General features: G+C 40.8%; 23 protein-coding genes, 1 tRNA gene and 1 other RNA gene. 24 read left to right on the forward strand and 1 reads right to left on the reverse strand.

Features of this window, described 5'->3' with window-relative positions; all coding sequences use genetic code 11:
- The first annotated feature begins 24 nt into the window (after positions 1 to 24).
- The 8 genes from QZN42_RS01325 to rnpB all read left to right on the forward strand — a co-directional run bounded on the left by QZN42_RS01325 (position 25) and on the right by rnpB (position 7283).
- The gene (locus tag QZN42_RS01325; RefSeq protein WP_296953911.1) at positions 25 to 822 is read left to right on the forward strand and encodes an undecaprenyl-diphosphate phosphatase; all 798 of its coding nucleotides are present in this window, start codon (positions 25 to 27) and stop codon (positions 820 to 822) included.
- A gap of 141 nt (positions 823 to 963) precedes the next feature.
- Entirely contained in the window at positions 964 to 1695 is a 732-nt protein-coding gene (locus QZN42_RS01330) for an ATP-grasp domain-containing protein (RefSeq protein ID WP_296953912.1), read from the forward strand.
- A 130-nt stretch (positions 1696 to 1825) separates the two neighbouring features.
- Positions 1826 to 3622, forward strand: a complete 1797-nt coding sequence (gene dnaG, locus QZN42_RS01335; RefSeq protein ID WP_296953914.1) for a DNA primase — start codon at positions 1826 to 1828, stop codon at positions 3620 to 3622.
- A gap of 77 nt (positions 3623 to 3699) precedes the next feature.
- Entirely contained in the window at positions 3700 to 4824 is a 1125-nt protein-coding gene (rpoD, locus tag QZN42_RS01340) for an RNA polymerase sigma factor RpoD (protein ID WP_296953916.1), read from the forward strand.
- 142 nt (positions 4825 to 4966) lie between these two features.
- Positions 4967 to 5043, forward strand: a tRNA-Ile gene (locus QZN42_RS01345).
- An 87-nt stretch (positions 5044 to 5130) separates the two neighbouring features.
- Positions 5131 to 5820 (forward strand): class I SAM-dependent methyltransferase, encoded by a 690-nt coding sequence (locus QZN42_RS01350; RefSeq protein WP_296953918.1) that lies wholly within the window; start codon positions 5131 to 5133, stop codon positions 5818 to 5820.
- Positions 5811 to 6857 (forward strand): Nif3-like dinuclear metal center hexameric protein, encoded by a 1047-nt coding sequence (locus tag QZN42_RS01355; RefSeq protein WP_296953920.1) that lies wholly within the window; start codon positions 5811 to 5813, stop codon positions 6855 to 6857. Before QZN42_RS01350 ends, QZN42_RS01355 begins: the two co-directional genes overlap by 10 nt.
- A gap of 80 nt (positions 6858 to 6937) precedes the next feature.
- Positions 6938 to 7283, forward strand: an RNA gene (rnpB, locus tag QZN42_RS01360) — RNase P RNA component class A.
- An 83-nt stretch (positions 7284 to 7366) separates the two neighbouring features.
- Here rnpB and QZN42_RS01365 read toward each other — a convergent pair.
- Entirely contained in the window at positions 7367 to 8545 is a 1179-nt protein-coding gene (locus tag QZN42_RS01365) for a nucleotidyltransferase family protein (RefSeq protein WP_296953922.1), read from the reverse strand.
- A 265-nt stretch (positions 8546 to 8810) separates the two neighbouring features.
- On the opposite strand from QZN42_RS01365, the gene QZN42_RS01370 reads away from it, so the two are divergent.
- From QZN42_RS01370 to mraY, 16 genes are all read left to right on the forward strand, one after another.
- The gene (locus tag QZN42_RS01370) at positions 8811 to 9407 is read left to right on the forward strand and encodes a hypothetical protein (protein WP_296953923.1); all 597 of its coding nucleotides are present in this window, start codon (positions 8811 to 8813) and stop codon (positions 9405 to 9407) included.
- A 46-nt stretch (positions 9408 to 9453) separates the two neighbouring features.
- Complete coding sequence (locus tag QZN42_RS01375) at positions 9454 to 9717, forward strand: DUF4321 domain-containing protein (protein ID WP_296953924.1); 264 nt, start codon at positions 9454 to 9456, stop codon at positions 9715 to 9717.
- Positions 9718 to 9885: 168 nt separating this feature from the next.
- The gene (gene radC, locus QZN42_RS01380; RefSeq protein ID WP_296953926.1) at positions 9886 to 10569 is read left to right on the forward strand and encodes a DNA repair protein RadC; all 684 of its coding nucleotides are present in this window, start codon (positions 9886 to 9888) and stop codon (positions 10567 to 10569) included.
- 112 nt (positions 10570 to 10681) lie between these two features.
- Positions 10682 to 11023 carry a hypothetical protein gene (locus tag QZN42_RS01385; protein ID WP_296953928.1) on the forward strand — a complete coding sequence of 114 codons (342 nt, stop codon included), beginning with the start codon at positions 10682 to 10684 and terminating at the stop codon, positions 11021 to 11023.
- 212 nt (positions 11024 to 11235) lie between these two features.
- Entirely contained in the window at positions 11236 to 11946 is a 711-nt protein-coding gene (cobI, locus tag QZN42_RS01390; protein ID WP_296953930.1) for a precorrin-2 C(20)-methyltransferase, read from the forward strand.
- A 2-nt stretch (positions 11947 to 11948) separates the two neighbouring features.
- A complete protein-coding gene (locus QZN42_RS01395) occupies positions 11949 to 13331 on the forward strand; it encodes a cobyrinate a,c-diamide synthase (protein WP_296953931.1) in 1383 nt (460 codons plus the stop codon).
- A gap of 1 nt (position 13332) precedes the next feature.
- A complete protein-coding gene (gene cobO, locus QZN42_RS01400) occupies positions 13333 to 13893 on the forward strand; it encodes a cob(I)yrinic acid a,c-diamide adenosyltransferase (RefSeq protein WP_296953932.1) in 561 nt (186 codons plus the stop codon).
- 225 nt (positions 13894 to 14118) lie between these two features.
- Positions 14119 to 15351, forward strand: coding sequence for an aspartate kinase (locus QZN42_RS01405; protein ID WP_296953933.1), 1233 nt, complete (start codon positions 14119 to 14121; stop codon positions 15349 to 15351).
- 64 nt (positions 15352 to 15415) lie between these two features.
- On the forward strand, positions 15416 to 18343 hold the full coding sequence (locus tag QZN42_RS01410; RefSeq protein ID WP_296953934.1) for an insulinase family protein: 2928 nt from the start codon (positions 15416 to 15418) through the stop codon (positions 18341 to 18343).
- On the forward strand, positions 18343 to 19296 hold the full coding sequence (gene gluQRS, locus QZN42_RS01415) for a tRNA glutamyl-Q(34) synthetase GluQRS (protein ID WP_296953935.1): 954 nt from the start codon (positions 18343 to 18345) through the stop codon (positions 19294 to 19296). Before QZN42_RS01410 ends, gluQRS begins: the two co-directional genes overlap by 1 nt.
- Positions 19297 to 19546: 250 nt before the next feature.
- Entirely contained in the window at positions 19547 to 19984 is a 438-nt protein-coding gene (mraZ, locus tag QZN42_RS01420) for a division/cell wall cluster transcriptional repressor MraZ (RefSeq protein WP_296953936.1), read from the forward strand.
- A gap of 17 nt (positions 19985 to 20001) precedes the next feature.
- Complete coding sequence (gene rsmH, locus QZN42_RS01425; protein ID WP_296953937.1) at positions 20002 to 20934, forward strand: 16S rRNA (cytosine(1402)-N(4))-methyltransferase RsmH; 933 nt, start codon at positions 20002 to 20004, stop codon at positions 20932 to 20934.
- A gap of 41 nt (positions 20935 to 20975) precedes the next feature.
- Positions 20976 to 21359: a cell division protein FtsL gene (locus QZN42_RS01430; protein ID WP_296953938.1), complete on the forward strand. Its 384-nt coding sequence runs from the start codon at positions 20976 to 20978 to the stop codon at positions 21357 to 21359.
- 225 nt (positions 21360 to 21584) lie between these two features.
- On the forward strand, positions 21585 to 23063 hold the full coding sequence (locus QZN42_RS01435; RefSeq protein WP_296954027.1) for a UDP-N-acetylmuramoyl-L-alanyl-D-glutamate--2,6-diaminopimelate ligase: 1479 nt from the start codon (positions 21585 to 21587) through the stop codon (positions 23061 to 23063).
- A 1-nt stretch (position 23064) separates the two neighbouring features.
- Positions 23065 to 24456 carry a UDP-N-acetylmuramoyl-tripeptide--D-alanyl-D-alanine ligase gene (gene murF / locus QZN42_RS01440; RefSeq protein WP_296953939.1) on the forward strand — a complete coding sequence of 464 codons (1392 nt, stop codon included), beginning with the start codon at positions 23065 to 23067 and terminating at the stop codon, positions 24454 to 24456.
- Positions 24446 to 25411: a phospho-N-acetylmuramoyl-pentapeptide-transferase gene (gene mraY / locus QZN42_RS01445; RefSeq protein ID WP_296953940.1), complete on the forward strand. Its 966-nt coding sequence runs from the start codon at positions 24446 to 24448 to the stop codon at positions 25409 to 25411. Before murF ends, mraY begins: the two co-directional genes overlap by 11 nt.
- Positions 25412 to 25430 lie beyond the last annotated feature (19 nt).

Here is a 25430-nt window from a genome sequence, read left to right on the forward strand (position 1 = left end):
AAAATTCTTATATTGAGGTGTAATGTGTACGAATATTTCTGCGCTTTGATTGTAGGCATTGTGGAGGGGCTTACGGAATATATTCCTGTATCGTCTACAGGACATATGATCATCATTGGGCATATGCTGGGGTTTGAAGGGACACTTGCAGATCTTTTTGATGTATTTATCCAGCTTGGAGCCATCCTTTCGGTGTTGGTTATATATCATAATAAATTTACTTTTATTATGAATACGCATCATTGGTTTCGTAAAAAAGGCCCCTCTGTTTTTAATCTTTGTGTTTCTATGTTTCCGGCATGCCTGTTAGGTCTTATTTTTCATGATTTCATCAAGTATTATCTTTTCAGCCCGTCTACTGTCATTGCCGGACTGGTCCTGGGCGGTTTATTTATGATTTTTGCCGAAAAAAGCCGCAGAGGCAAACCATTTGCAATTAAAAGCGTAGACAAGATTACATCAAAACAAGCTTTAATTATAGGCTTGTTCCAGTGCTTGTCACTTTGGCCCGGCTTTTCCCGAAGTGGAAGCACGATAGCTGGTAGTCTTCTTCTTGGAATCTCCCGTAAAGCCGGTGCGGATTTCACTTTTATCATGGCTGTTCCGCTAATGTTTCTGGCCTGCTTTTATGATTTATTAAAGGTCATTGGAAGTCTATCTTTTTCCGACTTCGGAGTGCTGGCAGTTGGTTTTGTAACTGCTTTCATTGTGGCATATATTTCAATCTTGTGGTTCCTGAAATTTCTTAACACTTCTACTTTGACAGGTTTTGCTATTTATCGTTTTCTGGTGGCAATATTTGCATTTATTTATTTTTGGTAGTTATAATCGGGATATCCTTGTCGGGATATCTCTTTTTTATGATCATCTATTCAATAAATATATGCAGTACTGGTAAAAATATAACATTGATGATATCATTAAACATATAGTAGTGTGTTTTTATTCTTCCGGAGGAAGTTCATGAAAGCTTATATCCGCATCAGGCATACGGGAGAGTTTTACGATCCAAGCTGTTATTATGCTTTCACTGGCTGTAAACAGATGGGAATACCCGTTGTCAAGTACAAAGCCGTATATTCAATTACGGATAATGGTCCGGAAGATCCGGTAGTTGGTACCGTTTCAGATGTAGAAGTAGCCTTGGAACGTTTTGGCGTCAAGCTTGCTCCTCTGGATTATCCTGAAGAGCTTATGCCTTTTACGGGAAGGAAGATTTGGAAATCAACATTGTTTACAATTACAAGTCATCCGGAAGATTGGCATGTATTTGTAAAACCGGTAGAAGATATCAAACGTTTTCGAGGCACAGTCCTTGACAAGTCTGAAGATTTGATAAAGCTTGGTGGCGGTCTGGAAGATATTGATGTATGGTGTAGTGAAAAGGTGAATTTCATTTCTGAGTGGAGATTATGGGTACTAAACAGGAAAATTGTCGGACTGACTCCATATAGGGGACGCTGGGATGTTTTTCCTGATGTTTTTGTTTTGAAATCTGCAGTTGAATCTTATACCAGTGCACCTGCCGGTTATGCTATAGATTTTGGTATTACGGATAAGGGGCAGACATTATTGGTTGAAGTAAGTGATGGTTATTCATTGGCTAGCTTTGGCTTACTTCCCAGTCTTTATATGAATGTTCTCTCTGCCCGTTGGCATGAATTAACCCATAATGCGGCAATGGGTATTAATTAAATACCAGATTGCATTGTGATGAGCACCGATGAGTGAATTGTTAAGTAATTCCCTTATGTATCGGTGCTTCCTTAGTCTGTTTTTATGTTTGCCTCATAAAAGAGTGAAATATATAAAATCGGGGAGAGTTATGGCTTATTTTGACAATGGCTTTCTACAGCGATTAAAAGAGAATATTAATCTTGTTGATTTAATCGGTTCATATATTAAACTTCAGAAAAAGGGACGCTATTATTTTGCATCTTGTCCGTTTCATGGTCCTGAAAGAACGCCTTCTTTTTCAGTATCTCCGGATAAGGGCTTTTATTATTGCTTCGGATGCCATGCTGCTGGTAATGCAATAACCTTTGTCATGAAAATGGATAATTTGACTTTTACAGAAGCTGTTGAAAAACTTGCACAATATGCGCATATGGAAATTCCCAGACAGGAAGTTACTCCCGAAGAGAAAGAAAAAGCGGCTTTAAAACAAAAACTTTATGAAACGACGGAATTGGCAGGATCTTATTTCTACAACTGTCTGACAAAGACGAATATGGGTAGAACAGGTCTTGATTATTTCAGTAAACGTCACTTGTCAAAAGATACGATTGATTATTTTAAACTTGGATACGCCCCTCCTGAATGGCATAGGCTCTATCAGGATTTTACAGTAAAGAAGAATATAGATAAGGATATACTTGTTAAAGCGGGATTATGTGCTTATAAAAATGGTCACTATTATGATGTGTTCAGAAATCGGTGTATATTTCCTATCTGGAATTTAAAAGGGAGAATTGTGGCTTTTGGCGGGCGGGTTCTAGACGACTCTAAGCCCAAATATCTTAATTCACCGGAAACAATCATTTTTAATAAAAGAAAACTCCTTTTTGCTTTGTATCAGGCATTACCTTCTATACGACGGAAAAAACAGGTCATTATGGTAGAAGGATATATGGATGCGATTTCTCTCCATGCACATGGAGTAACAAATGCAGTGGCTTCTCTAGGAACTGCATTCACAATTGAACAGGCCAGATTGTTAAAAACATATGCAGATGAAGTTGTATTCAGCTATGATATGGATTCTGCCGGACAGAATGCTACAAAACGGGCATTAAGTATTGCCAGTTCCATTGGACTTAAATTAAGGGTAGTCCACCTTGGCCAGGGAAAAGACCCGGATGAGTTTGTTAATCTGAATGGAGGAGAGGCTTATTTAGAAGCCGTTAATCAGGCTGAACCGGCTTTGGATTTTCTGTTTCATTCTTTAATGAAGCAATATGATGGGACAACTCTTGATGGCCAGCATCATATTCTTGAAGAAATGTTTTCAATTTTGCTTGAACAGGGAGATGCTTTTCAATTTAATTCTTTTATTAGAAAAATGGCAAATGTTATGCATATGGACGAAGGAATGATACGCAGTGAGGCGCTCGTGTTTGCCAAGAAAAATCATTCATCTTTGTATGTTTCACAAAGAGTTCCTGTGGAAAGTGATACTGTCAGAAACGATCCGGATAAGCAGCGTCAGAGTAAGCTGGAAGCCGCATTTTTAAATTATTGTATAGTACATCAATCTCTTCCGGATGGATGGGAATTATTAAATGATTATCGCTTTGTTGACGAATTTTATGGCAGGTTATTTGGAATTTTAAAAAATCTTTCTGAAAGTGGAAACCCGCTCAGTGATAAGTTGATAGAAGAAAAACTATCAAGTGAGGATATCATCCATTTTGCCCGTCTTCGTATGGAAAGCGGTCAACTTGGAACAATACCTAAGGAGGAGTATATCTTGCCGATGAAAAGGATATATCTTCAGGATGAATACAGATTACATACTAAACGGGCACAAGAGTTGATGATTACTGATCCAAACAAAGCCAGAGAGGAACAATTACTATGTATTAAATTAAGCAGGGAAATTATGACGTTGGGAAAAGTGTAGATCAGAGATTGATATTTTAATAATATTTGGTCCTTATTACTTTGCAAGCCTGTTCCGGGTTTTCGGGAGGAAATACTATGACAGAACGTTCTGTTTTAATTGATAAGTGGCTGATTGAACTGAAAAAGAAATCCAGGAATGGCGTTGTATCTAATAAGGATATTATGGATCTTATTGAAAAAAAGGATCTTACGGAAGATGATTTGTCATCTCTTTATGAAGCGCTTCATACGGATAATTATGAAGTGAATTTTGATGCTGATGTCTCCGATGAAGATCTGGAACAAATAGAGGAAGAATTTGAAATAGAGGAAGCTAAGGAAGGCGTTCTCAATGATGAGTCTTCAGTAACTATTGATGATCCGGTTAAAATGTATCTAAAAGAAATTGGTGCGATGAAGCTTCTGGATAGCGAAGAAGAAATCAGGCTGGCCAAACTTGTAGAAAAAGGTGCCCGGAGTGATGCCTCTTTAGAAGATAAGGCGGCGGCAAATGCGGCGAAAAAAGAGTTAGCTGATAGAAATTTGAGGCTTGTCGTATCTATCGCAAAAAAATATCTGGGCAGAGGCATGCAATTTCTTGATTTAATTCAGGAAGGAAATCTGGGACTTTTAAAAGCCGTGGATAAATTTGATTACACAAAAGGTTATAAATTTTCTACTTATGCCACATGGTGGATCAGACAGGCAATTACGAGGGCTATTGCCGATCAGGCTCGTGTTATAAGAGTTCCTGTACATATGGTTGAAACTATCAATAAACTGAACCGTATAGCCCGTCAGTTGCTTCAGGAAAAAGGAAGGGAAGCGACGAATGAAGAGCTTGCAAGGGCTATGGGAGTAACAGCAGCCAAAATAAGAGAAATTAAGAAAATTGCACAAGACCCAATTTCTCTTGAAACACCTATTGGCGAAAAAGAGGATTCTCATCTGGGGGATTTTATTGAGGATCATGAATCAGTTTCACCTGATGATGCAGCCGGTTCAATTCTTCTTAAGGAACAGATAGAAGGATTATTGCAAGGATTAACAGAACGGGAAAGACAGGTTCTTGAACTTCGCTTTGGCCTTGTCGATGGAAGAACAAGAACCCTGGAAGAAGTTGGAAGGTACTTTGACGTAACAAGAGAAAGAATTCGTCAAATTGAAGGAAAGGCCTTATCCAAGTTGAAGAAGTCAGCAAGAAATTTGATTAATCAGTGAATTTGCATAGATATTTTATTTTCATTTGACAAAAGAAATTCTAAACTGTACTGATTTAATTATCCTTGTTCACTTGAGTATCAGACTGCTTAACTTGACGCATATCCAATTAGCTGATAAAATAACATAAGTTGGTGAATGCGGGCCCATAGCTCAGTTGGTCAGAGCCGACGGCTCATAACCGTCTGGTCCCAGGTTCGAGCCCTGGTGGGCCCACCAATTTTAAATTTTCAAAGCTGAGCATATGCTCAGCTTTTTTGTTTTGACTGTTATATTATTTATTGATAAAACTCTTTACGAGGAAATATGAAACTGACACCCCGTTTAATGAAGATTGCAGAAATGGTTCCTCTTTCAGATTCCATGGCCGATATTGGCACTGATCATGCCTATTTGCCCATTTTTCTGCTGGAACAGGAAAAAATAAGAAGAGCAGTGGCATGTGATATCCACAAGGGCCCTCTTCTTCGGGCTGCTTCCAATATAGCGGACCGAGGAATGAACGGCCTTATCACGTTGCGTCTGGGCAGCGGATTTGAAACGCTGAGATCGGGTGAAGTGAATGGGGCTGTTATTGCGGGAATGGGCGGTCTGATGATGATTGATATCTTAAAAAAATCGCCTGTCGTATCTTCGTCCTTTCAATGGATGATTCTTCAACCGCAGAATCATGTGGCGGAATTGAAAAAATATATTTGTGAGCATTATTTCCAAATCGTTAAGGAATGTCTTGTGGAGGAAGCGAATCAGCTATATGAAATTATGAAAATCGTTCCGGGGAAATCGTCTATGATTACTCTTTTTGAGGCTGAAATTGGGGTTACAAATGATTATAGACGAGACCCTTTATTTGCAAAACATATAGGAAAACTGATAAAGAAAAGGGATTTTCTTATAAATGGCATAGCTTCGGATACTGATAATGATATTAATCGGAGGAAAAGAGAGAAAGCTATGAATGAAAAAAAGGAACTGGAGGAATTGATATGGCAGTAAAAGCTGGTGATCTGATTTCGCTCATGAATGAACTTGCTCCACAGGAACTGGCTGAGAAATGGGATCATCCCGGTTTACAGATAGGGAATCCGGAATTGTCGGTGAATAAGGTGCTTATCTCGCTTGATTTAACAGAATCGAATGTTGATTATGCGATTCAGCATGGAATTTCTATGATAATTTCCCATCATCCGTTTCTTTTTCATCCCATTCAACAGCTTGATTTAAGAACTGCCAAAGGCCGTATTATAGAAAAGCTGATAAAGAATGATATCCTTTCTTTTGCTGCGCATACGAATCTTGATACCGTTTCCGGAGGGGTTAATGATGCATTGGCAGCAGCCCTGAATTTATCAGATTTAGAAGGCCTCGTTCCGGGGAAAAAATATAAATCATTCAAGATTGCCGCTTATACCAGCGCTGTGAAGGCAAGGCAGTTCCGCCGTGAGCTGCAGGTTAAATATCCCGATGATTCAGGATATTTCTATCTTCTGGATGATGATGATGACCTGACAACTGAGGAAAAAATGGAATTTAATGTTTCCGAAAAAGCACTGGCTTCCGTCATTTCTGATATGGGAAGAATATGCGGCACTCTTCATTATGATATATATCCGCTTGAAAATAACGGAAGGCAAGAATTTATGGGGAGGATAGGCATTCTGCCATCACCATTGTCTGGTCGGAAAGCTTTGGAATATGTCAAGCAAAAGCTCGGAATACCGGTATTACGATTTTGCGGTAATACGGAAATTACTGTTAAAAAAGTGGCCGTCCTTGGAGGTGCAGGTAGTGAGTTTGCAGAACTTGCAAAAATGAGGGGTGCAGATTTATATGTGACCGGAGATCTTAAATATCATGAGGCCCAGGATGCAGCTTCACATGGACTCCTTGTGGCAGATGCCGGACATTTCTACACAGAGCGTGTCATTATCTCCCGTCTTGCAGAAGAACTTGGGAGGAAAACTAAAGCAAGGGGATGGGATATTTCTATTATTAAGGATCCCTGTGCTGCTGATATTTTTGATCAGTTGTAGGCGGCAATGGCATTTATTCAATGTGCGTGAATTTAAAAATGTGTTGAATTTTGGCTTATACAGTGTTATACTCTAACACGCGAGCAGGAAAGATGATTGCGGGCCGTAAGGCGTGAGGAAAGTCCGAGCTTCGCAGGGCAGGATGCCGGATAACGTCCGGCGGGGGTGACCCCAGGGAAAGTGCCATAGAAAAGGAAACCGCCACACTAGTGGTAAGGGTGGAAAGGTGCGGTAAGAGCGCACCAGCAGTCGGGAGACCGGCTGGCTTGGTAAACCCCATCTGAAGCAAGACCGAATAGGGAAGGGTTGAGGCTGCCCGCTGACCTTCCGGGTTGCGTCGCTTGAACAGTTAAGCAATTAGCTGTCTAGACAGATAATCATCACCGCTTTGGCGGTACAGAACTCGGCTTATTGAATGCTCGTTCCAAAAAAAGGAAGCAGGAACCCTGGTGGATTCTGCTTCCTTTTTTGGTTTATATTATCCTGCTTTTTTTAAGACAGATTGAATTTCAGGATACAATAACAGGAGAGTGGTAAAAATCTTCCTTTCCTTGACGATATTTTTCCGAATGAGCGAAACAGGACCTTATATTGCTGGCGGAAATATCCATTTCTAATTGTTTGGCAACAGGTGACGGCAGATTTTTTAATGCACGGGCCGCGCTGGTAATTACAGGTATACCGGTCTTTTTTATCCGTCTCAACATCGGGCTATTTTCCTGCTTCAGGGCAAGAAGTCTGGCGTAAAGAGGATAATTTCCGGCAACAAAGGAAGAAGGGAATTCATTAGTTAGTAAAAGACAGGCACCGATTCGTTTCAGCCGGCTGTAAAGGTAACGTTTGCTTTTGATAGAATCGAGCATCTCTAAATAATTATTTCGTTCTGATTCCCGAAACCATTTATTTTCCAATCCTTCCTTAAATAATCCGGAAGCAGACAATTCTTCGAGAGAATACAGTCTTGATAAAAGATGGCATGCATCTTGGTATCGTATATAATCCGTATAATTTCCTTCCTTCAGAAGATTTATAACCTCATCGGCTTCCCTGTCAGGGAGTCCGGAGACATCCTGATTCTGTAATATATTTTTACGGATAAGGGAAGCGGATATGTTATGCTCTATATCTCTATGACAGACAATGATTTTCATATCGAGACCATAAGATTGTATTGTTTCCAGATAACGGTAACCCAAAAGATTGTTGGGTTTTGTTAATTCTTTCGAAAGAGGAACCGAATGTGAAGCCATGGAAATGGATGATGCCTGTGCATAGGAATGACCTGCTTTCAGGCTCGTTTTGAAACAGGCGTGGTATTCTGCAGTTTGAGAAAACGATACTGCCTCCTCTAATTGTTTTTGCCCCAGAGATTCTGTGGAAAATGCGATGGCATTGCACCCCATAGAGGCCAGCAATTTTGTACCTGCTTCTGCAAAACGGTCAGCACTTTGCAGGACTGATAATACAGGCAGCTCAAATACTGCATCCACCCCATGCCTGCATGCCCAGACTGCACGGCTCCATTTGTCAAAAAGGGCAGGCTCTCCCCGCTGTACGAAAGAACCGCTCATAACTGCGACTATTGATGAGTGAGGGTAGTTCATTCTTATTTCACGGATCATTTTTTCATGACCTTTGTGAAAAGGGTTCCATTCTGCCACAATGCCGATCATAGCTGGTTCTGTCATTCGATGTTCTTCCTCCTTTGACTTCCTTTTTTATTTTATCATAGCCAGAAAGGATTAAAACAGTTAAAGAAATCATAATGCAGCAATTATAATGAAAGAAAAAATGGAAACCATAGGGGAAATCTGAAAATCCAGTCTCTGGATTTTTATTCTCTGCAGCGGATATGTTCCCGTTGTTGTCTAATATTTGCTGTAACGTCTAAACCGTTTTGATATGTTATAATAGAAAATAACTTGAGCTTTAAGAATTTTGAATATTTAATTGATGGAAAGTGTTAAGCTAATGTTTTTAAAAAAGATAAAGCCTCTTTTGTCTGCCATGTTTATATGTGGAACACTTCTGTTTTCCGGCTGCGGCACGATGAATGTCAATGATGATTTTATTTTTGGTAAAAATCGGATACACTGTGCCGGGGAAACCATAACCATTGTTACCCCGTTTGAACTGGTTTCTGAAGGCAAACAGGTCGATCTTGGTGATCGGAATACCACTCGTGTCAATGCAGAGGGGCATAATAATAATCTGCAGATTCTGGTTACTGGTAATGCAATATCAGAAACTTATAATGTGGAAAAGCTCTCAAATGAGGCTGTGAATGTTCTGAAAAATAATCCATCTCTTTCAGAGCTGAACACCAGGGTGGATTCGGTTCCCGTTGGAAACACTACGGGAAAACTCCTTACATTCACGTTTACTGAATCCGGAAAGGGTCATAAGACCGCTCTAACCGTTAAAGAATATATTTTTAGCGGGAAGAATACGGTGTGGCGTGTGATATATCAATACCGGACTGGTGATGAACTGGGAAAAGGACTGGCTGAACGTGTCACAGGCAGGATTTCATCGGGCAGTGAATTTTAAAAAATGATTTCTTCTTTTCTTGCTATTTGGACAACAGGAGAATTTTATGCACTTTTCTAAGGGCTTGCTTTCGTTATTCCTCTTTCTGGCGGCCGGTGCGCTGATTGGCGGCATTGTAAGTCAGTTGATTCAGGGCGCTGATTTTGTTGGCCTTATGCCTTATTTGACCAGGACATATGAGATTTTTGATATCAAGGATATTTTTTTAAATCTTGGAATCATGCAGATTCATTTCGGTATCCGGTTTGCACCAAATTTAATCAGTATCATAGGTATTCTGATCGCTGCCTGGCTTTACAGGAAATTCTGACAGTATTTTTTATCGATTACTATCTGCCTGGTCATATGGTTTCCATTCTGCCTGAAATCTCTTATTGGAACAGTTTGTCAAGATTCTGATGAACCCATTCATTGGTTTCTGATTGCTCACGGATTCTTCGCTTTCGATTGTTTGATTTCTAACCGGGGTGATAAGATTATGCTGATACGAGAAATGCGGACTGAAGATAAGCCAAGAGAAAGGTTTGCCCAATCCCCCTCGCTGGCAAGCAATACAGATCTCGTTGCGATTCTGCTCAGGACTGGCAGGCAGGGACATTCTGTCATGGAGATTGCCAAGGAAGTTGTGGATATGCTTGAAACAACTTCCGGGATTAACGGCTATGAGGATTTGAACTGGCGTGATTTGACTGATATTAAAGGTATTGGTCCGGACAAGGCCATTACCATATGTGCTGCCGTCGAACTGGGCCGCCGCCTTTCCTTCCTTTTTGACAGGCGAAAGCTAATCAGCTTTAATACTCCGGACAAAGTTGCTGATTTTTTTATGGAAAAACTTCGCCATGAAAATCAGGAACATTTCCTGGTTTCATACGTCAATGTAAAAAACCGGCTTCTTGGATTTCAGGAAATAACAAAAGGTAATCTGAATGCGGCTCCTGTGGACATTAAAGAGGCTATGAAATGGGGAATCCGCTATAAGGCTTATGGTCTTATTCTGGTTCATAATCATCCTTCCGGATATCCGGAACCATCGAAGGAAGACATTTCTGTAACAAAGGCTTTTGCGGAAGCCTCCAAACTTCTTGATATGCAGGTACTGGACCATATCATTATTGGAGATGGCACTTTCGTCAGCCTTCACGAACGGGGATGCTTGTAGAAATATTCAACTTGCATACTTGATGATTATTTTGTAATATTTTCTGCATACAGTTAACTAAGATGTTATAATAGGTAAGGTTAAAATTCTTTGTAAAGGATAGGTGCTTTTTATGGAAGAAATGGAAAAAGGAAAAAGATATTCTGCTGAATCTAAAGGCTATAATGATAAAATCTATGAAATCCGGTTCATTCCGGTTATGGAACGCCCTGAGTACCAGGAAGGCCCTACAAGAGAAGCTTTGGAAAGATTGAAAAAAGAGATGTCTGATAAGGACTTTGAAAAATATATCAATAACAGTCTTGCTCGTGTTACCTATGATGGAAGCCGTCTACTGCTGATTACGACTTCTGAAATATACCGGACCATGCTCTATGGACCTTTCTTTAATGTAATCTGCAAAGCATTCAACGTAGGTAATTTCCGCGTTGTGAGCCAGGTTAATGGATATTGATGAATAGGCGGTATGATTTCTCTTATTTCTATACTGTGGATGATGTTTTCATTCACAGTTTTCTTTTTGCATTTTAAATACTTCACAAATAATATCCGGCATATAAATTGTTTTGGATATAGTAGAAAAGTCATGGTACAATAATACATATTAAAAATACGCTTTGCATGTTTATTATCAAATCATGGATGAAAGCGGACAGGAGGAGATTTATGAAAAAGGGAAAATTATATGGAATCGGTGTAGGGCCGGGGGATTCAAAGCTTCTGACTGTAAAGGCGGTAGAGACGATTCAGAATGCGGATATAATCATTACGCCAAAGACAGAAAAGAAAGAAGGATCGGTTGCATTTAATATCGCCAAACCGTATATTTCTGTAAAAACAGCTATCCTTCCTATGGTATTTCAGATGAATACGGATATGGATGCTGTTGAAAAACAGTGGAAAGAGAACAGGAAAATAATAGCAGAAAAGCTGGACGAAGGGAAAAATCTGGTATTTCTGACTCTTGGAGATCCTATGCTTTACAGTACATATATGTACATTTTTAATGAGTTTAAGGATTCTGACGAATACGAAGTTGAGACGATTCCAGGCATTCCTGCATTTCTTGGAATTGCATCATATATAGGGCTTCCTGTTACGGAATGGGAGGAAAACGTACTCATTATCCCTGCTACAGCAGATCCTGAAAAATTTGATAAAGCCCTTGCTGCATCTGATAATGCTGTCATTATGAAAGTATATAAGAGTTTTGCTTTCGTTCAGGAAGAACTTAGAAAGCATCATATGATCAAGAAGGCGGTTATGGTTTCCCGGGCAGGACTTCCGGATGAAATTATTCAGAGAGATATTGATAGCCTTCCGGCAGATTACAAACCGAATTATTTGAGTACGATTATCGCAAAGAGAGATGACTGAATATGCGTAATCTCGAACGTCCCCGTATTGTTATTGCCGGAACTAACAGCGGTGTTGGTAAAACTACGATTGTAACGGGTCTCCTTGCTTATTTTCATTCCATTGGATTTGCTGTACAGCCTTTTAAAGTGGGCCCGGATTATATCGATCCTGGTTTTCATGGCCTTGCCGCAGGAAGAAATTCCTATAACCTTGATACCTGGATGAGCCCTGAGGATCATCTGCTCTCAAATTTTGCTTATCTTTCGGAAGGCGTAGATATTTCCATTGTGGAAGGTGTTATGGGGTTGTACGATGGCGGTGCAAATGGAATCAGCTCTACTGCAGATATTGCAAAGCGCCTGAAAGCCCCCGTCATTCTTGTACTGGATTGTAAATCTGTAGGTTACAGTATAGCCGCTACTGCTTTAGGTTTTCGTAAATATGATCCTGATGTTAACATTGCCGGGGTTATTTTAAATCGTCTTGGCTCGGATCGGCATGAGGCCATGGTTCGGGAGGTTATGGATAAAATTCATATGCCTGTCCTTGGTGCTTTTCACAGGGATGAGGGGCTTAAGACTCCTGAACGTCATCTTGGCCTTACACCGGTAACGGAGATTGAAACATCCAACCTTATTCATCATATGGGAGAGGATGCAGGTAAATGGGTGGATACGGATAAGCTGATACAGATAGCCAGAAGCGCCCCATCTATTTCCGTGGCTGATGAGAAAAAAGAGAATATAAAGAAATACGTAAAAATTGGTGTTGCAAAGGATGCAGCATTCAGTTTTTATTACCCGGCCAGTCTACATGCTTTAGAAATACTGGGTGCAGAACTGATAGATTTCAGTCCTGTCAAAGATTCAGCTATTCCCGATGTAGATGGTCTGGTATTTGGCGGTGGGTTTCCTGAGATGTTTCTCAATGAACTTGAGGGAAATGATTCCATGAAGAATTCTATTCGCAAAGCAGCTGCTGATGGTATGCCGGTCTATGCGGAGTGCGGGGGGCTCATGTATCTCTGTGATAAAATTCAGGGATTTGATGGACATCAATATGAGATGGCGGGACTTGTTCCAGGAATCTGCGAGATGCAGAAAACGCTTCAACGAGTGGGGTATGTAACCGGAAGAGCACTTCGGGACAGTATCATTGCAGATCAGGGAGATATTCTAAAAGGACACGAATTTCATTTTTCTCTTTTGCGCTGTCATGAGGATTTTCCGTGGGCCTATGATTTGCAGGGAACTCGCCAGTCTCTTCCCCATCAGGAGGGATTTGCTGAGAAGAATGTCCTGGCCAGCTATCTCCATCTTTCTTTTGAGGGAAATCCGAAAGCTGCGGAGAAGTTCCTTAAGTCGTGCGAGACTTATAAAAACGGGAAAGCCGGAGGAAGGTAAAATGCAGGGAAAACAAAAAGGTCTGGTCTTGATTAATACGGGCACCGGAAAAGGAAAGACGACGGCTGCGCTTGGGACAGCTATGCGTGCCTGGGGAGATGGACAGCGGGTTCTCATTCTTCAATTTATCAAGGGTGCATGGAAGTATGGTGAATTAAAAGCTGTGGAGGCACTCAAGAGTATCGATGGTCGTATTGAAATCCGCCCTATGGGAGATGGGTTCGTTTTTCATAATAAAAATGATCAGGACGATGAGGAGACATTTAAAAAGAAGGCTTTGCTGGCACAAAAAGCCTGGACTATGGTTAAAGATGAAGTGATGAATGGTAATTGGGACCTGGTTATTTTGGATGAGGCTAATTATGCAATTCATTTTGGGATGCTATCTGTAGAAGAGGTTGTAAATTTGATTAAAAACAGGCCGGAGCATTTGAATATCATATTGACTGGTCGGTATGCTCCGCAGGAACTTATTACTCTGGCGGATACAGTGACAGAAATGACCCTTGTAAAACATGCTTACCAGCAGGGGATTCGTGCAAGGAAAGGAATCGAATACTAACAAGCCTTTCCTCAGAGTTTCTATTGCCTTTTGTTTCCTGTTATATTTATTGGTTTTGCCTGTTTACGCTGTTAAGGTATCCCGCGCGGGAAATCATATTTCTATTGATGCGGTTCTGTTATTGATTTGATTCGTTTTATAACAATTCTTCTTTACAGGATATCAAGGGCATGATAAAATTCTAAAAGTTATAGATGGTAATTACTTGTTGAACGAGGGATGTAAATGGCGCTTTATGTAAAGAAGTTTGGTGGAAGCTCAGTTGCTACACCGGAAAAAATGCTGAATATTGCTAACCGTGTGCTTCGGGACAGAAAGCCTGGAGATAAAATTGTTATCGTTGTATCAGCCATGGGAGATACGACTGATGATCTGCTGGATCTTGCAGCAAAGGTTTCAGACGTTAATCATGGCAGAGAAATGGATATGCTTCTGGCTACCGGTGAGCAAAAATCCATTGCTTTAATGGCCATGACATTCCGCAAACTGGGCGTCCCATCAATTTCTTTAACCGGTCCCCAGGCAGGAATTATTGCTGGTGGAGCTTATGGCAAGGCCCGGATTGATGATGTGAAACCGGATCGGGTATTTAAAGAACTGGAAGAAGGAAAAATTGTTATCGTTGCCGGTTTTCAGGGAATTATGCCTAATGGCGACGTGGCCACGCTCGGCCGCGGCGGTTCCGATGCTACAGCCGTAGCATTGGCCGGGGCTATGCATGCTGACATGTGTGAGATTTTTACTGATGTAGATGGTATTTATTCTGCTGATCCCCGTCATGTTAAAGGCTGTATTAAAATGAAAGAAATAACGAATACTGAGATGCTAGAAATGGCCAGACTGGGAGCTGGTGTCATGCAGCCAAGAAGTGTTGAGCTTGGAATGAAATACCACATTCCGATTCATGTAAGATCTACATTCACCGATGAAGAAGGTACCATTATCAGGGAGGTTTGCACAATGGAAGGCAAGAATGATTCAGTAAGAGGTGTGGCTCAGGATGCGCATGCTGCCCGCATAGCGGTATTGGGACTTAGGAATATTCCTGGCGTTGCTTATACAATTTTCTCCGCCCTTGCGGAAGATAATATTACCGTTGACATGATTGTACAGAGTGTTAGAAATTCCAATGATGACAAAACAGATATTATTTTCACCATTGATGATACAGATATGGATGATGCCAAACGGGTATTGGAACAGATGCGTGATGAAGGCAAACTGGAGGAAGTCATTTATGATGATGATACTGCCAAGGTTTCTGTTGTGGGAGCAGGCATGCTTGGCACTCCGGGAGTCGCTGCCCGTATGTTTGGCGCTCTTGGCAGAGCAAATATAAATATTGATATTGTCAGCACTTCTGAAATCAGTATCTCCTGCCTTATTTTAAGAAAAGACCTGGATCGGGCTGTTCAGGCTATTCATGACGAATTCTTCCCACAGGCAAAGTCTGAATAATTCACATCAAATAAAAAGCACAGGTATATGCCTGCGCTTTTTCTGTTCATTAAGGGAGGCTTTTATGAAATGGAAAAAAGGAGACCAGGTGCATGGGTTTCGTGTAACTGCCGTGTCTCATATTGAAGAAGTTAATTCAGATGCATATCAGATGGAACATGTCAAGAGCGGAGCCAGGTTAATGTATCTGGGCAATGATGATGATAATAAGGTTTTTTATATCTGCTTCAGGACAACTCCGGATAACTCCAAGGGGACGCCGCATATTATGGAACATTCCACCCTTTGCGGATCTCGCAAATATCCGTTAAAAGAACCTTTTGTCGAATTGGCTAAAGGATCACTTAATACATTCTTAAATGCTATTACCTGGCCGGATAAAACCATGTATCCGATTGCCAGCAGAAATGCGGTAGATTTTCATAACCTGATGGATGTTTATCTGGATGCAGTCTTTTACCCCGACTGTATTAAAAATCCGCAGATTTTGATGCAGGAAGGCTGGCATTATGAACTGGAAAATAAAAATGGGCCTCTATCCTATAATGGCGTGGTTTACAATGAAATGAAAGGAGCTCTTTCTACTCCGGATGCTATTATTGAGGGGAAAGCCATGGAAAAACTTTTCCCGGATACAACTTATGGAGTGGAATCAGGCGGAGATCCGGAACTTATTCCAACGCTGTCTTTCCGCGAATTTACTGAATTCCATCGTCGATTCTATCATCCTTCCAACAGTTACATTTATCTTTATGGGGATATGGATATCGATGAAACTTTAAAATATATTGACCATGACTATCTTTCAGCGTTTGACCGGAGGAATGTGGATTCCGGAGTTAAAACGCAGGCTCCTTTGTCTGGACGGGTGTCTTTTGTTACACCTTATGGAGTGGCAGAAAATGACAGTCTCCAGAAAAAAGCGATTCATGCTCTCTTTGTCGCTTTTAATGATCATATGTCGACCATGGAATCGCTGGCTTTCCGCATCCTTAATTATGTACTAATTGATGTAGATGGTGCTCCTCTCAAACAGGCCATGCTTAATGCGGGTATAGGCAGTGATCTTTCCGGAGATTATTGTGACAGTTACAAACAGCCCGTATGGACGTTGGAACTTACCGGTTCAGAGGTGGAAGACCAGTACAGGTTTGCCCAGATTCTTGATAATACTTTACGCAACATTGCCTTGAAAGGTATTGATAAAAATATGCTGGAAGCAGCGCTGAACCGTACTGAATTTACAGCACGCGAAAATGATTATCAAGGCCGGCCAAAAGGACTTTTTTATGGTGTACGCGCCATGGACATGTGGCTTTATGATCGGAATCCGTTTGATGCGCTCCGTTATATTGATGATATCGATACTTTACGAAAAAATATCAGAACTAACTATTTCGAAAATCTTTTAATCAAGTACATTATCAAGAATCCTCATCAGGTCCTTGTCACAATGAAGCCGGAGAAGGGACTGACGGAAAAAGTCAATCGTGAAACCGCCGAAAAACTTGCTTCCTTCAAAAGCAGTCTAAGTGATGAACAACTGGATAAAATTATTGAATCGACCAGGCTTCTTAAGGAAAGACAGGCTTCCGGTGAAACAGAAGAAGCATTGAAGACAATTCCACTTCTATCCCGAAATGATCTCAATCGAAATGTGGAAAAGGAACAATTGGATAAAGATGTCATTTCCGGAATCAATCATTATCATTACAATGTACATACGACCGGAATCACTTATATTAATCTTTATTTTAAACTCGTCAATTTAAAAGAAGAAGACATTCCTTATGCAATCCTGCTTTCAACTCTTCTTAGAAGTCTCAGCACTACAAAACACAGCTTTGGAGAACTGGCAAGGTTGTCCAATGCTTATACAGGTGGCATGAGTTTTTCAGTCGGCTCTTATGGGAATATAGATAATGAATCTGACTACATGCCGATTCTTACCGTTCGCGGTAAGGCTCTAACTCCCAAAGTGGATAGAATGATGGATCTTTTAGGGGAAATTATAAATCATACCCTGTTTACGGACACTAAGAGACTGAAAGAATTACTCCTCCAGGAGAAGTCAGAATGGGATATGACTGCTTTTTCAAGGGGTCATGATCTTGTTATGACCCGTTTGGCATCTTATTTCTCCAAACAAGGTGAATTTTCTGAGCAGGCAGGCCTCAGTTATTATTATTTCCTCACAAATCTTGTACATAACTTTGATGATGACTATGAAATACTGCAAGAGCGTCTGACAGATGTTTCTCGAAAAATTTTTACTAGAAAAAATCTTTTCTTTGAAACAATTGGTGAAGCGGAAGAGAAAAAAGCGGTCACCGATACCCTGTCTTTTATTACAGACGACCTACCGGAGGGGAAGCTTCCTGAATACCGGCGGTTAAGCTTTTTGCCAAAATTCATCAATGAAGCTTTCATGACTTCTGGAAAAGTTCAGTACGTTGCTAAAGGTGGAAATTTCAAAGTCCACGGCTTTACCTATAGCGGAGCACTGGCGGTTATGGAAACGATTCTGCGATATGAATATCTATGGAAAAAAGTTCGAGTCCTTGGTGGTGCCTATGGTGCATTTACCAGATTTCTCCGGAATGGAAATTCCGAGCTTTGTTCCTATCGGGACCCCAACCTGGCAGAGACCATTTGCGTTTATAAAGAATTGCCGGAATATCTCGAGAATCTCGTACTTTCGGAACGAGAAATGACGAAGTATGTTATTGGCACTATGGCTGCTTCAGAAATTCAATTGACCCCGTTTATGAAAGGTGAAAGAGCGATGACTCATTATCTTACCGGTAACACGCGGGAATCCCGTTTAAAGATTCGTAATGAAATTATTGATTGTACTGTTCAGGATATCCGAAATCTGGCTCCTTTGGTAAGAAGTGTTATGGAAGATTCTTATCTTTGCGTGATGGGGAGCGAAGAAAAAATCCGGAAAGATAAAGAACTCTTCAATATCGTCCAGTCGATGCCGGACTGATGGAAATACGAACTCGATTTGCACCTAGTCCGACCGGTTATATGCATTTAGGAAACTTGTGGATAGCCTTTTTAAACTGGCTGTGGACGAGGCAGCATAAAGGCAAAGTTATTCTGAGAATAGAAGATATTGATAAGCAGCGCTGTAGTGATATCTTCACCCGGGGGATCCTGCATGATCTGGAATGGATGGGACTTGATTATGACGAAGGACCTGAAAATCAATATAGCTATGGAAGTACTGTGCAGAGCCACAGGCTTCAGGTGTATGAATCTATACTCCGGTTTCTGGCGTCATCTGGAGACATTTATCCCTGCTATTGCACTCGCGCCCGAATACATCAGATATCTTCAGCTCCTCATGAGGGGGAAGAAAGACCTGTTTACGATGGGCATTGCCGTAGTTTGACCGCTGAAGAACGAGCGAAAATTAATAAGAAACCATCCTGGCGGATGAAGACGGAAAAAATGGATGTTTCCTTTTCGGACTTGTTTTTCGGTAGACAGGTCAGGATGATTCGTCCAGGCATGGATGATTTTGTCGTTAAAAGGGCAGATGACATGATAGCTTATCAGCTTGCGGCTTCCATTGATGACAAGGCTATGGGGATTACCCATGTTCTGCGTGGAAATGATTTGATCGAATCAACATTCTTTCAGGTGTACCTTTTAAAAAAATTGGACAGCCGGATTCCCGTATATGGACATTTGCCTCTTCTCATTGATTCAAACGGTGTAAGACTATCAAAGCGGCAGCATGGAATCACAATTCGAGAACTTCGTAAGGACGGATTAACGTCAGAAGATCTTATAGGCTATATGCTTTACTGGGCGGGCGGAATATCGTCATTGCAGCCGGTGACTTTGAACGAAGCACTTTCAATTCCTTTTGATCATTTTAAATATCTAAAAAACAAACATATTATGATTTCCAAACCTGTGAAATTAATGTAGAATACACCAGTTATTTTTATATTTCCTTATCCTCCACTTGAGAAAGTGGAGGATTTTATTTTGCCATAATTGGGCTAAATCCACAATTTTTTATTGACTTTATTTACCGTGAATGGGCGAAAATATAGTATTTATCGATTCACCAACATATAATTCCATTTTCTGCCAACCACCAAACAAAATTTTTTCGTTGTTATAAAGTGGGGAAATGTGGTAGAATGTGGGTAAATGTGGAGGAGGTGGAAGGATTATGTTTATGAATCAGTATTCCCATACAATCGATACCAAAGGACGCATGATCCTTCCGGCTAAATTCAGGGAAGAACTGGGAAGTACTTTTGTGCTGGCTCCGGGACTGGATACCTGCCTAAACATTTATCCCAAGGAGAGATGGGATGCATTGATTACCCGTCTTCAAAAACTGCCATTTACCAACCATAAAGTAAGAAAAATTATGAGACATTTGATTGGTAGAGGCATGGAAATGGAATGCGACAAGCAGGGGAGGATACTTATTCCTCAACATTTACGTACTTTTGCACAGTTAAAAAAGGATGCCTGCATTGTAGGAACAGGTCCTATTATAGAAATTTGGGATCCTGTTCTGCTCAATTCGGATGAAAACTGTGGAGAATCTATTGCTGATATAGCAGATTCTCTGGAACTCCCATTGAACTTTGAATTGTAATTACGGGGGCGTGCTTCATGGAATTTCAGCATACTACGGTTTTGCTGCATGAGATGATTGATTCGGTGATTACTAATCCTCATGGTATATATGTAGATTGCACACTCGGTGGTGGCGGTCATTCGCTGGCACTCTCGCAAAAACTGGCCGATGATGCTTTAATTGTTGGAGTCGACCAGGATGCCGAAGCCATTGCTGCTGCATCTGAGCGATTGAAGGATGCAGGATGCAGGACCTTATTCATAAGAGATAATTTTTGCCATATAAATCGGATACTTGATTCTCAGAACTTAGAGCAGGTAGATGGATTCATCTTTGATTTAGGAGTATCTTCTCACCAGCTTGATGATGGGGAACGGGGATTTTCTTATATGCATAATGGCAGGCTGGATATGAGAATGGATCAGCGTAACCCACTCACTGCATATGAAGTTGTGAATACTTATTCTGAAGATGAACTCACTAGAATTATCAATGAATATGGGGAAGAGCGGTGGGCTAGAAGGATTGCACAATTCATTGTTCGTTTTCGAGAAGAACACCCGATAGAAAATACTGATTCCTTTGTCTCTGTAATTAAAGCTGCGATACCGGCTAAAGCAAGAAGAACAGGGCCTCATCCGGCAAAACGTACTTTTCAGGCTATACGGATTGAAGTTAATAATGAACTTGGGATTTTAAAACAAACGATGGAAGATTGTGCCAGCCGACTGACAACGGGGGGACGCCTGGGAGTTATTACATTCCAGTCATTGGAAGACCGGATTATAAAAAAGACTTTCAGGGAAATGGAGAGAGATTGTATATGTCCGCCTGACATTCCTGTATGCGTTTGCCATCATCACAGAATTGTGAAAAGCGTAGGTAAACCTGTTAAACCTTCAGATCAGGAAATCGAGGATAATCCTAGAGCAAGAAGTGCAGTTTTAAGGGTAGTTGAAAAATGTTAAGACCAATTTGTGGACAAATCATCAGGTAGGAGAGAGACTAAATGATTACTCAGACATTACAAAATGTTAATTATATAAATTCTATGCCGGCAGATATAGTTATTTCCCAAAGGGAAGAAAATGAATCTTCTCGAGGAATATTTCACAATGTCATTCTGGGAATTCTGATGATTCTGATGCCTTTTATGATTAGTACATTTTTAAATAGCGTCAATGTACAGTCTGAATATAATATGCAAAGAATTCGTTCAGAGGTTATGGCTCTTGAAAGGAAGAACGTAGTAACGAAACTGGAAGTCACTAAACTGGGGGCCCCTGTTCGAATTCAAAAAATAGCTGAAACAAAACTTGGCATGAACCTGCCTGTTCGAAATATTTATGGAAGTACTGACAGCAGCAGAACTGCTGGACAAAACCATCGCTGAATGTCGGGTAATTGGGATTACTATTTGAATTTTCGCTTTATGGGTGAGGTAAATTTTTATGAATGATTCCATTTTTATTCCTTGCATGATATTTAACTAATTTAAAGCGGCCTTTTTGGAGGCCGCTATTGTACTTTTAAGTGGTTTAAGATATCATAAATAATGACGCATAATTGAAGCTTTCAAGAGGTGATTTAATTGAAAAAATTATCTGATTTAACTGCAATGACTTCCGTTGTCAGTGTAAAAGGCAGCACGGAAGTCATCATAAATGATATTACAGCGGATTCCAGGCAGGTTAATAAAGGCAGCCTTTTTATCTGCCTTTCCGGGGCTCATGTGGATGGTCATGATTTCGTTAATTCTGCAATTGAGAAAGGCGCATCGGCTATTGTGGCAGAAAAAGATATCAAGGTGCCAGATTCCGTAACTGTTGTATATGTAAAAGATACCAGACAGGCTATGGAGGATATGGTTCCTTATTTCTTTGATTACCCATCAAGGAAAATGAGGATGATAGCCCTTACCGGGACCAATGGAAAAACGACAACCACCCATGTGGCTGCACATCTTCTCCACTATGCTGGTTATAAAACTGGGGTTATTGGTACTATTCATGCGCTTATTGGTGAGAAGGAACTGCCTACTCATAATACAACTCCCGACGTGATTGATTTGGAACGTCTTTTGGCCCAGATGGTTGAAGAAAAAGTTACTCATGTCTGCATGGAAGTATCTTCCCATTCGCTCGTCCTTGGACGCGTTAGAGGTTGTGAATTTGATGATGCTGTTTTTACCAATCTGACTGAAGATCATCTTGATTTTCATAAGACCATGGATAATTATGCCAGAGCGAAAGCAATTCTCTTTAACATGGTATCTTCTGAAGGGCAGTGTAAAACAGATAAGTCTGCCTGGATTAATGAGGATGACCCATATGCTCATGTCATGGCCGAAGGCGTGAGGAACAGAAATATATGCAAACTTCATTCTTATAGCATGAAGAATCCGGATGCAGATCTTTATGCTTATGACAGTCAGTTTAACGGCAAGTCTTCTTGTTTCAAACTGAAGTATGATGGTAAAACCTACACTGTTAAAACCAGGTTGGCGGGAAGATTTAATATTTACAATACACTGGCAGCTATTGGTGCTGCTCTTTCTGAGGGCGTTTCTATAGAAGCAATTCTGGAGGCTGTGAAAGATTTCCATAGTGTTCCTGGACGGTTTGAATTGATTGATGAAGGCCAGCCTTTTGCGGTCGTTGTTGATTATGCTCATACACCGGATGGACTCGAGAAAATACTTACTACTGCCCGTGAAATTACAACAGGGAAAATCATCGTGGTGTTTGGCTGCGGTGGTGATAGGGATAAATTGAAGCGGCCTATTATGGGACGTATAGCTGCCCGCAATGCGGATATTGCGATTGTGACAAGTGATAATCCCCGTTCTGAGGACCCCAATGTCATAGTTCGGGAAGTGGCTGCCGGAGTGGAAGAAGTAAAAAAGGAAAAATCTTCATTGCATTATGAGATCCTGGTAGACCGCCGGACGGCGATTAATCGTGCTATCAGGCTTGCCGGGCCTGCAGATATTGTCCTGATTGCGGGAAAGGGTCATGAAGATTATCAAATCCTGAAGGATCGGACCATTCATTTTGATGATCGGGAAGAAGCAAGAAAAGCACTTAAGGAGATCTAAAATGGCTTCATTTACTGTGGATGAAATAATTAAAGCAACGGGCGCAGAACTTTTGCAAAAGGGAACGGCAGGCTACGTAACTGCTGTGAGCACTGATACCAGGACAATCAGGACGGGGGAACTTTTTATCGCTCTCACCGGCGATAATTTTAATGGTCATGATTTTCTCACAAATGCTGTATCTGCTGGTTGTGCTGCAGTAATTATTTCTGATAAATCCTATGTAAAGAAACTTGGAAAAAATGTCTCAGCATTTATTGTTTCAGATACTAAAAAAGCATTGGAACAGTTGGCTCATTTTCATCGGATGCGCTTCCGTATACCGGTTATAGGCGTTACCGGATCTAATGGAAAAACAACTACAAAAGATATGATTTATTCGCTCCTTTCCACTCGTTTTAAAGTTTGCGCAACCCAAAAGAATTTTAATAATGAAATTGGCCTTTCTGCTACTCTTCTTTCTATGGCTGATGACACTGATGTTTGTGTTGTGGAGATGGGAATGCGGGGATTTGGTCAAATTGCAGAATTGTGTTCTGTAGCTTCTCCAAATATAGGAGTAGTAACCAATGTGGGAACTTCTCATATTGGTATTCTCGGAAGTCAGGATAATATTGGAAGGGCAAAAAAAGAATTGATCGATGCTCTTCCACCTGATGGCATAGCGATCCTTAATGGAGATGATCCCAGAGTCAATGCTATGGGGGATCATTTTGATGGAAAAGTAATCGAATATGGAATTAATGGCAGATATACGGTACGGGGGAGCGATATACAATATGGTCCATCTGATACTCGCTTTATCTGTACCTGCTTTGACGAAGCATTCAAAGCGAAACTGAATTTGCTCGGGATTCATAATGTATATGATGCACTTGCTGCAACAGCAGCGGCACGTGTTCTTGGTATCAGTCCGGAAAAAATTCAGAAGGCGCTTAGTGAATTTCATAACTCAGATCAAAGACAGTCCATATTGAATATTCATGGTATTTCTATAGTTGATGACTCGTATAATGCAAATCCTTTGTCCATGGAAATGGCATTTCGTTCTGTGCGTCAGCTGAAAGGCAATCGCTATTTTCTTGTTTTAGGTGATATGGGAGAATTGGGCGACTTCAGTGAAGAACTTCATTATAAGACGGGACGGAAAGCAGCAGAACTGGGTTTTGATGCAGTTATAACGGTGGGGACTTTAAGCCGGCTCATTGCCCGTGGAGCTTTAGAAGGTGGTATATCTGAAATTTCATCTTTTGATTCCTGCGAGGAGGCGGCTTTCTTTCTTGAGAAAATGGTCCATCCTGGTGATGTGGTATTGATAAAAGGTTCACATTATATGCATATGGAAAAAATTCCAGCTTTATTGAGAGGAGCTTTTGATAAGGATGGAGAGTAATTACTTAATTTATCTGGCAGAAGCCGCAGTTGTTACTATTATTCTAGGCACATTGGGGATTCCCCTGTTAAAGAAATTAAAGGCTCGGCAGTCTGTCCGTGAAGAAGGACCAAAGTCTCACCGGATTAAAAGTGGAACACCTACCATGGGTGGTATTTTCATGCTGTTTGCCTCTTTAATTGTGGTTATTTTCAACAAAATGATAGATCCATCTGTTTTATGGCTTTTGTTTCTGACTTTAGGTCATGGAATTCTTGGATTTCTTGATGATTTTATTAAAGCAGAAAAGAAAAGAAATCTTGGATTGACTGCAAAACAAAAAATGCTTGGGCAGCTTATTCTTGCCGGACTTTTCTGCTGGGGGGTGGTTGATACACTCCAGCTCCCATTTTCCATTGCTATTCCTTTTGTACAGTCGGATATTTCGATCGGATGGTTTTATTATCCTTTCGTTGTGCTGGTTATTGTGGGAACCTCGAATGCTGTTAATCTCACGGATGGTCTTGATGGGCTTGCATCCGGATGCTGCGTCATCGCATTTTCTGCCTATGCCATTTATTGTTATATGACGGGTTTTAACGATTTAGGGTATTTTATAATTACTCTTGCGGGAGCATGTGTAGGCTTTCTTTTCTTCAATTATCACCCCGCAAAAGTTTTTATGGGAGATACAGGATCTTTGGCTTTAGGTGGAGCTATTGCCGGAATTGCCGTAATTACCAGAACAGAGCTTCTGCTGGTTTTTTTAGGTTTAATTTTTGTCCTTGAAGCATTATCAGTAATCATTCAGGTAGCATCTTTCCAGCTTACCGGGAAAAGGGTGTTCAAAATGAGTCCCCTGCACCATCATTTTGAGTTGTCCGGTTGGAGTGAAGTCCATGTTGTCTGGGCATTTTGGATTTTTGAAGGGCTTGCTTCCTGTCTTTCTCTGATTTTGGCAATCCGCAACTTATAACTTTATTGCTATATTTGAT

The sequence above is a fragment of the uncultured Dialister sp. genome (assembly GCA_900314595.1).
Taxonomy (GTDB): domain Bacteria; phylum Bacillota; class Negativicutes; order Veillonellales; family Dialisteraceae; genus Dialister.

Bases quoted from the DNA above. Each gene is read 5' to 3' on its own strand.
- dnaG (WP_296953914.1), top strand. From the start codon at position 1,826: ATGGCTTATTTTGACAATGGCTTTCTACAGCGATTAAAAGAGAATATT.
- gluQRS (WP_296953935.1), top strand. From the start codon at position 18,343: ATGGAAATACGAACTCGATTTGCACCTAGTCCGACCGGTTATATGCAT.
- mraY (WP_296953940.1), top strand. From the start codon at position 24,446: ATGGAGAGTAATTACTTAATTTATCTGGCAGAAGCCGCAGTTGTTACT.
- QZN42_RS01410 (WP_296953934.1), top strand. From the start codon at position 15,416: ATGAAATGGAAAAAAGGAGACCAGGTGCATGGGTTTCGTGTAACTGCC.
- QZN42_RS01405 (WP_296953933.1), top strand. From the start codon at position 14,119: ATGGCGCTTTATGTAAAGAAGTTTGGTGGAAGCTCAGTTGCTACACCG.
- QZN42_RS01385 (WP_296953928.1), top strand. From the start codon at position 10,682: ATGGAAGAAATGGAAAAAGGAAAAAGATATTCTGCTGAATCTAAAGGC.
- QZN42_RS01350 (WP_296953918.1), top strand. From the start codon at position 5,131: ATGAAACTGACACCCCGTTTAATGAAGATTGCAGAAATGGTTCCTCTT.
- QZN42_RS01330 (WP_296953912.1), top strand. From the start codon at position 964: ATGAAAGCTTATATCCGCATCAGGCATACGGGAGAGTTTTACGATCCA.
- QZN42_RS01355 (WP_296953920.1), top strand. From the start codon at position 5,811: ATGGCAGTAAAAGCTGGTGATCTGATTTCGCTCATGAATGAACTTGCT.
- cobO (WP_296953932.1), top strand. From the start codon at position 13,333: ATGCAGGGAAAACAAAAAGGTCTGGTCTTGATTAATACGGGCACCGGA.
- QZN42_RS01365 (WP_296953922.1), bottom strand. From the start codon at position 8,545: ATGACAGAACCAGCTATGATCGGCATTGTGGCAGAATGGAACCCTTTT.
- QZN42_RS01435 (WP_296954027.1), top strand. From the start codon at position 21,585: ATGACTTCCGTTGTCAGTGTAAAAGGCAGCACGGAAGTCATCATAAAT.
- rpoD (WP_296953916.1), top strand. From the start codon at position 3,700: ATGACAGAACGTTCTGTTTTAATTGATAAGTGGCTGATTGAACTGAAA.
- cobI (WP_296953930.1), top strand. From the start codon at position 11,236: ATGAAAAAGGGAAAATTATATGGAATCGGTGTAGGGCCGGGGGATTCA.
- radC (WP_296953926.1), top strand. From the start codon at position 9,886: ATGCTGATACGAGAAATGCGGACTGAAGATAAGCCAAGAGAAAGGTTT.
- QZN42_RS01430 (WP_296953938.1), top strand. From the start codon at position 20,976: ATGATTACTCAGACATTACAAAATGTTAATTATATAAATTCTATGCCG.
- QZN42_RS01370 (WP_296953923.1), top strand. From the start codon at position 8,811: ATGGAAAGTGTTAAGCTAATGTTTTTAAAAAAGATAAAGCCTCTTTTG.
- QZN42_RS01375 (WP_296953924.1), top strand. From the start codon at position 9,454: ATGCACTTTTCTAAGGGCTTGCTTTCGTTATTCCTCTTTCTGGCGGCC.
- mraZ (WP_296953936.1), top strand. From the start codon at position 19,547: ATGTTTATGAATCAGTATTCCCATACAATCGATACCAAAGGACGCATG.
- QZN42_RS01395 (WP_296953931.1), top strand. From the start codon at position 11,949: ATGCGTAATCTCGAACGTCCCCGTATTGTTATTGCCGGAACTAACAGC.
- murF (WP_296953939.1), top strand. From the start codon at position 23,065: ATGGCTTCATTTACTGTGGATGAAATAATTAAAGCAACGGGCGCAGAA.
- rsmH (WP_296953937.1), top strand. From the start codon at position 20,002: ATGGAATTTCAGCATACTACGGTTTTGCTGCATGAGATGATTGATTCG.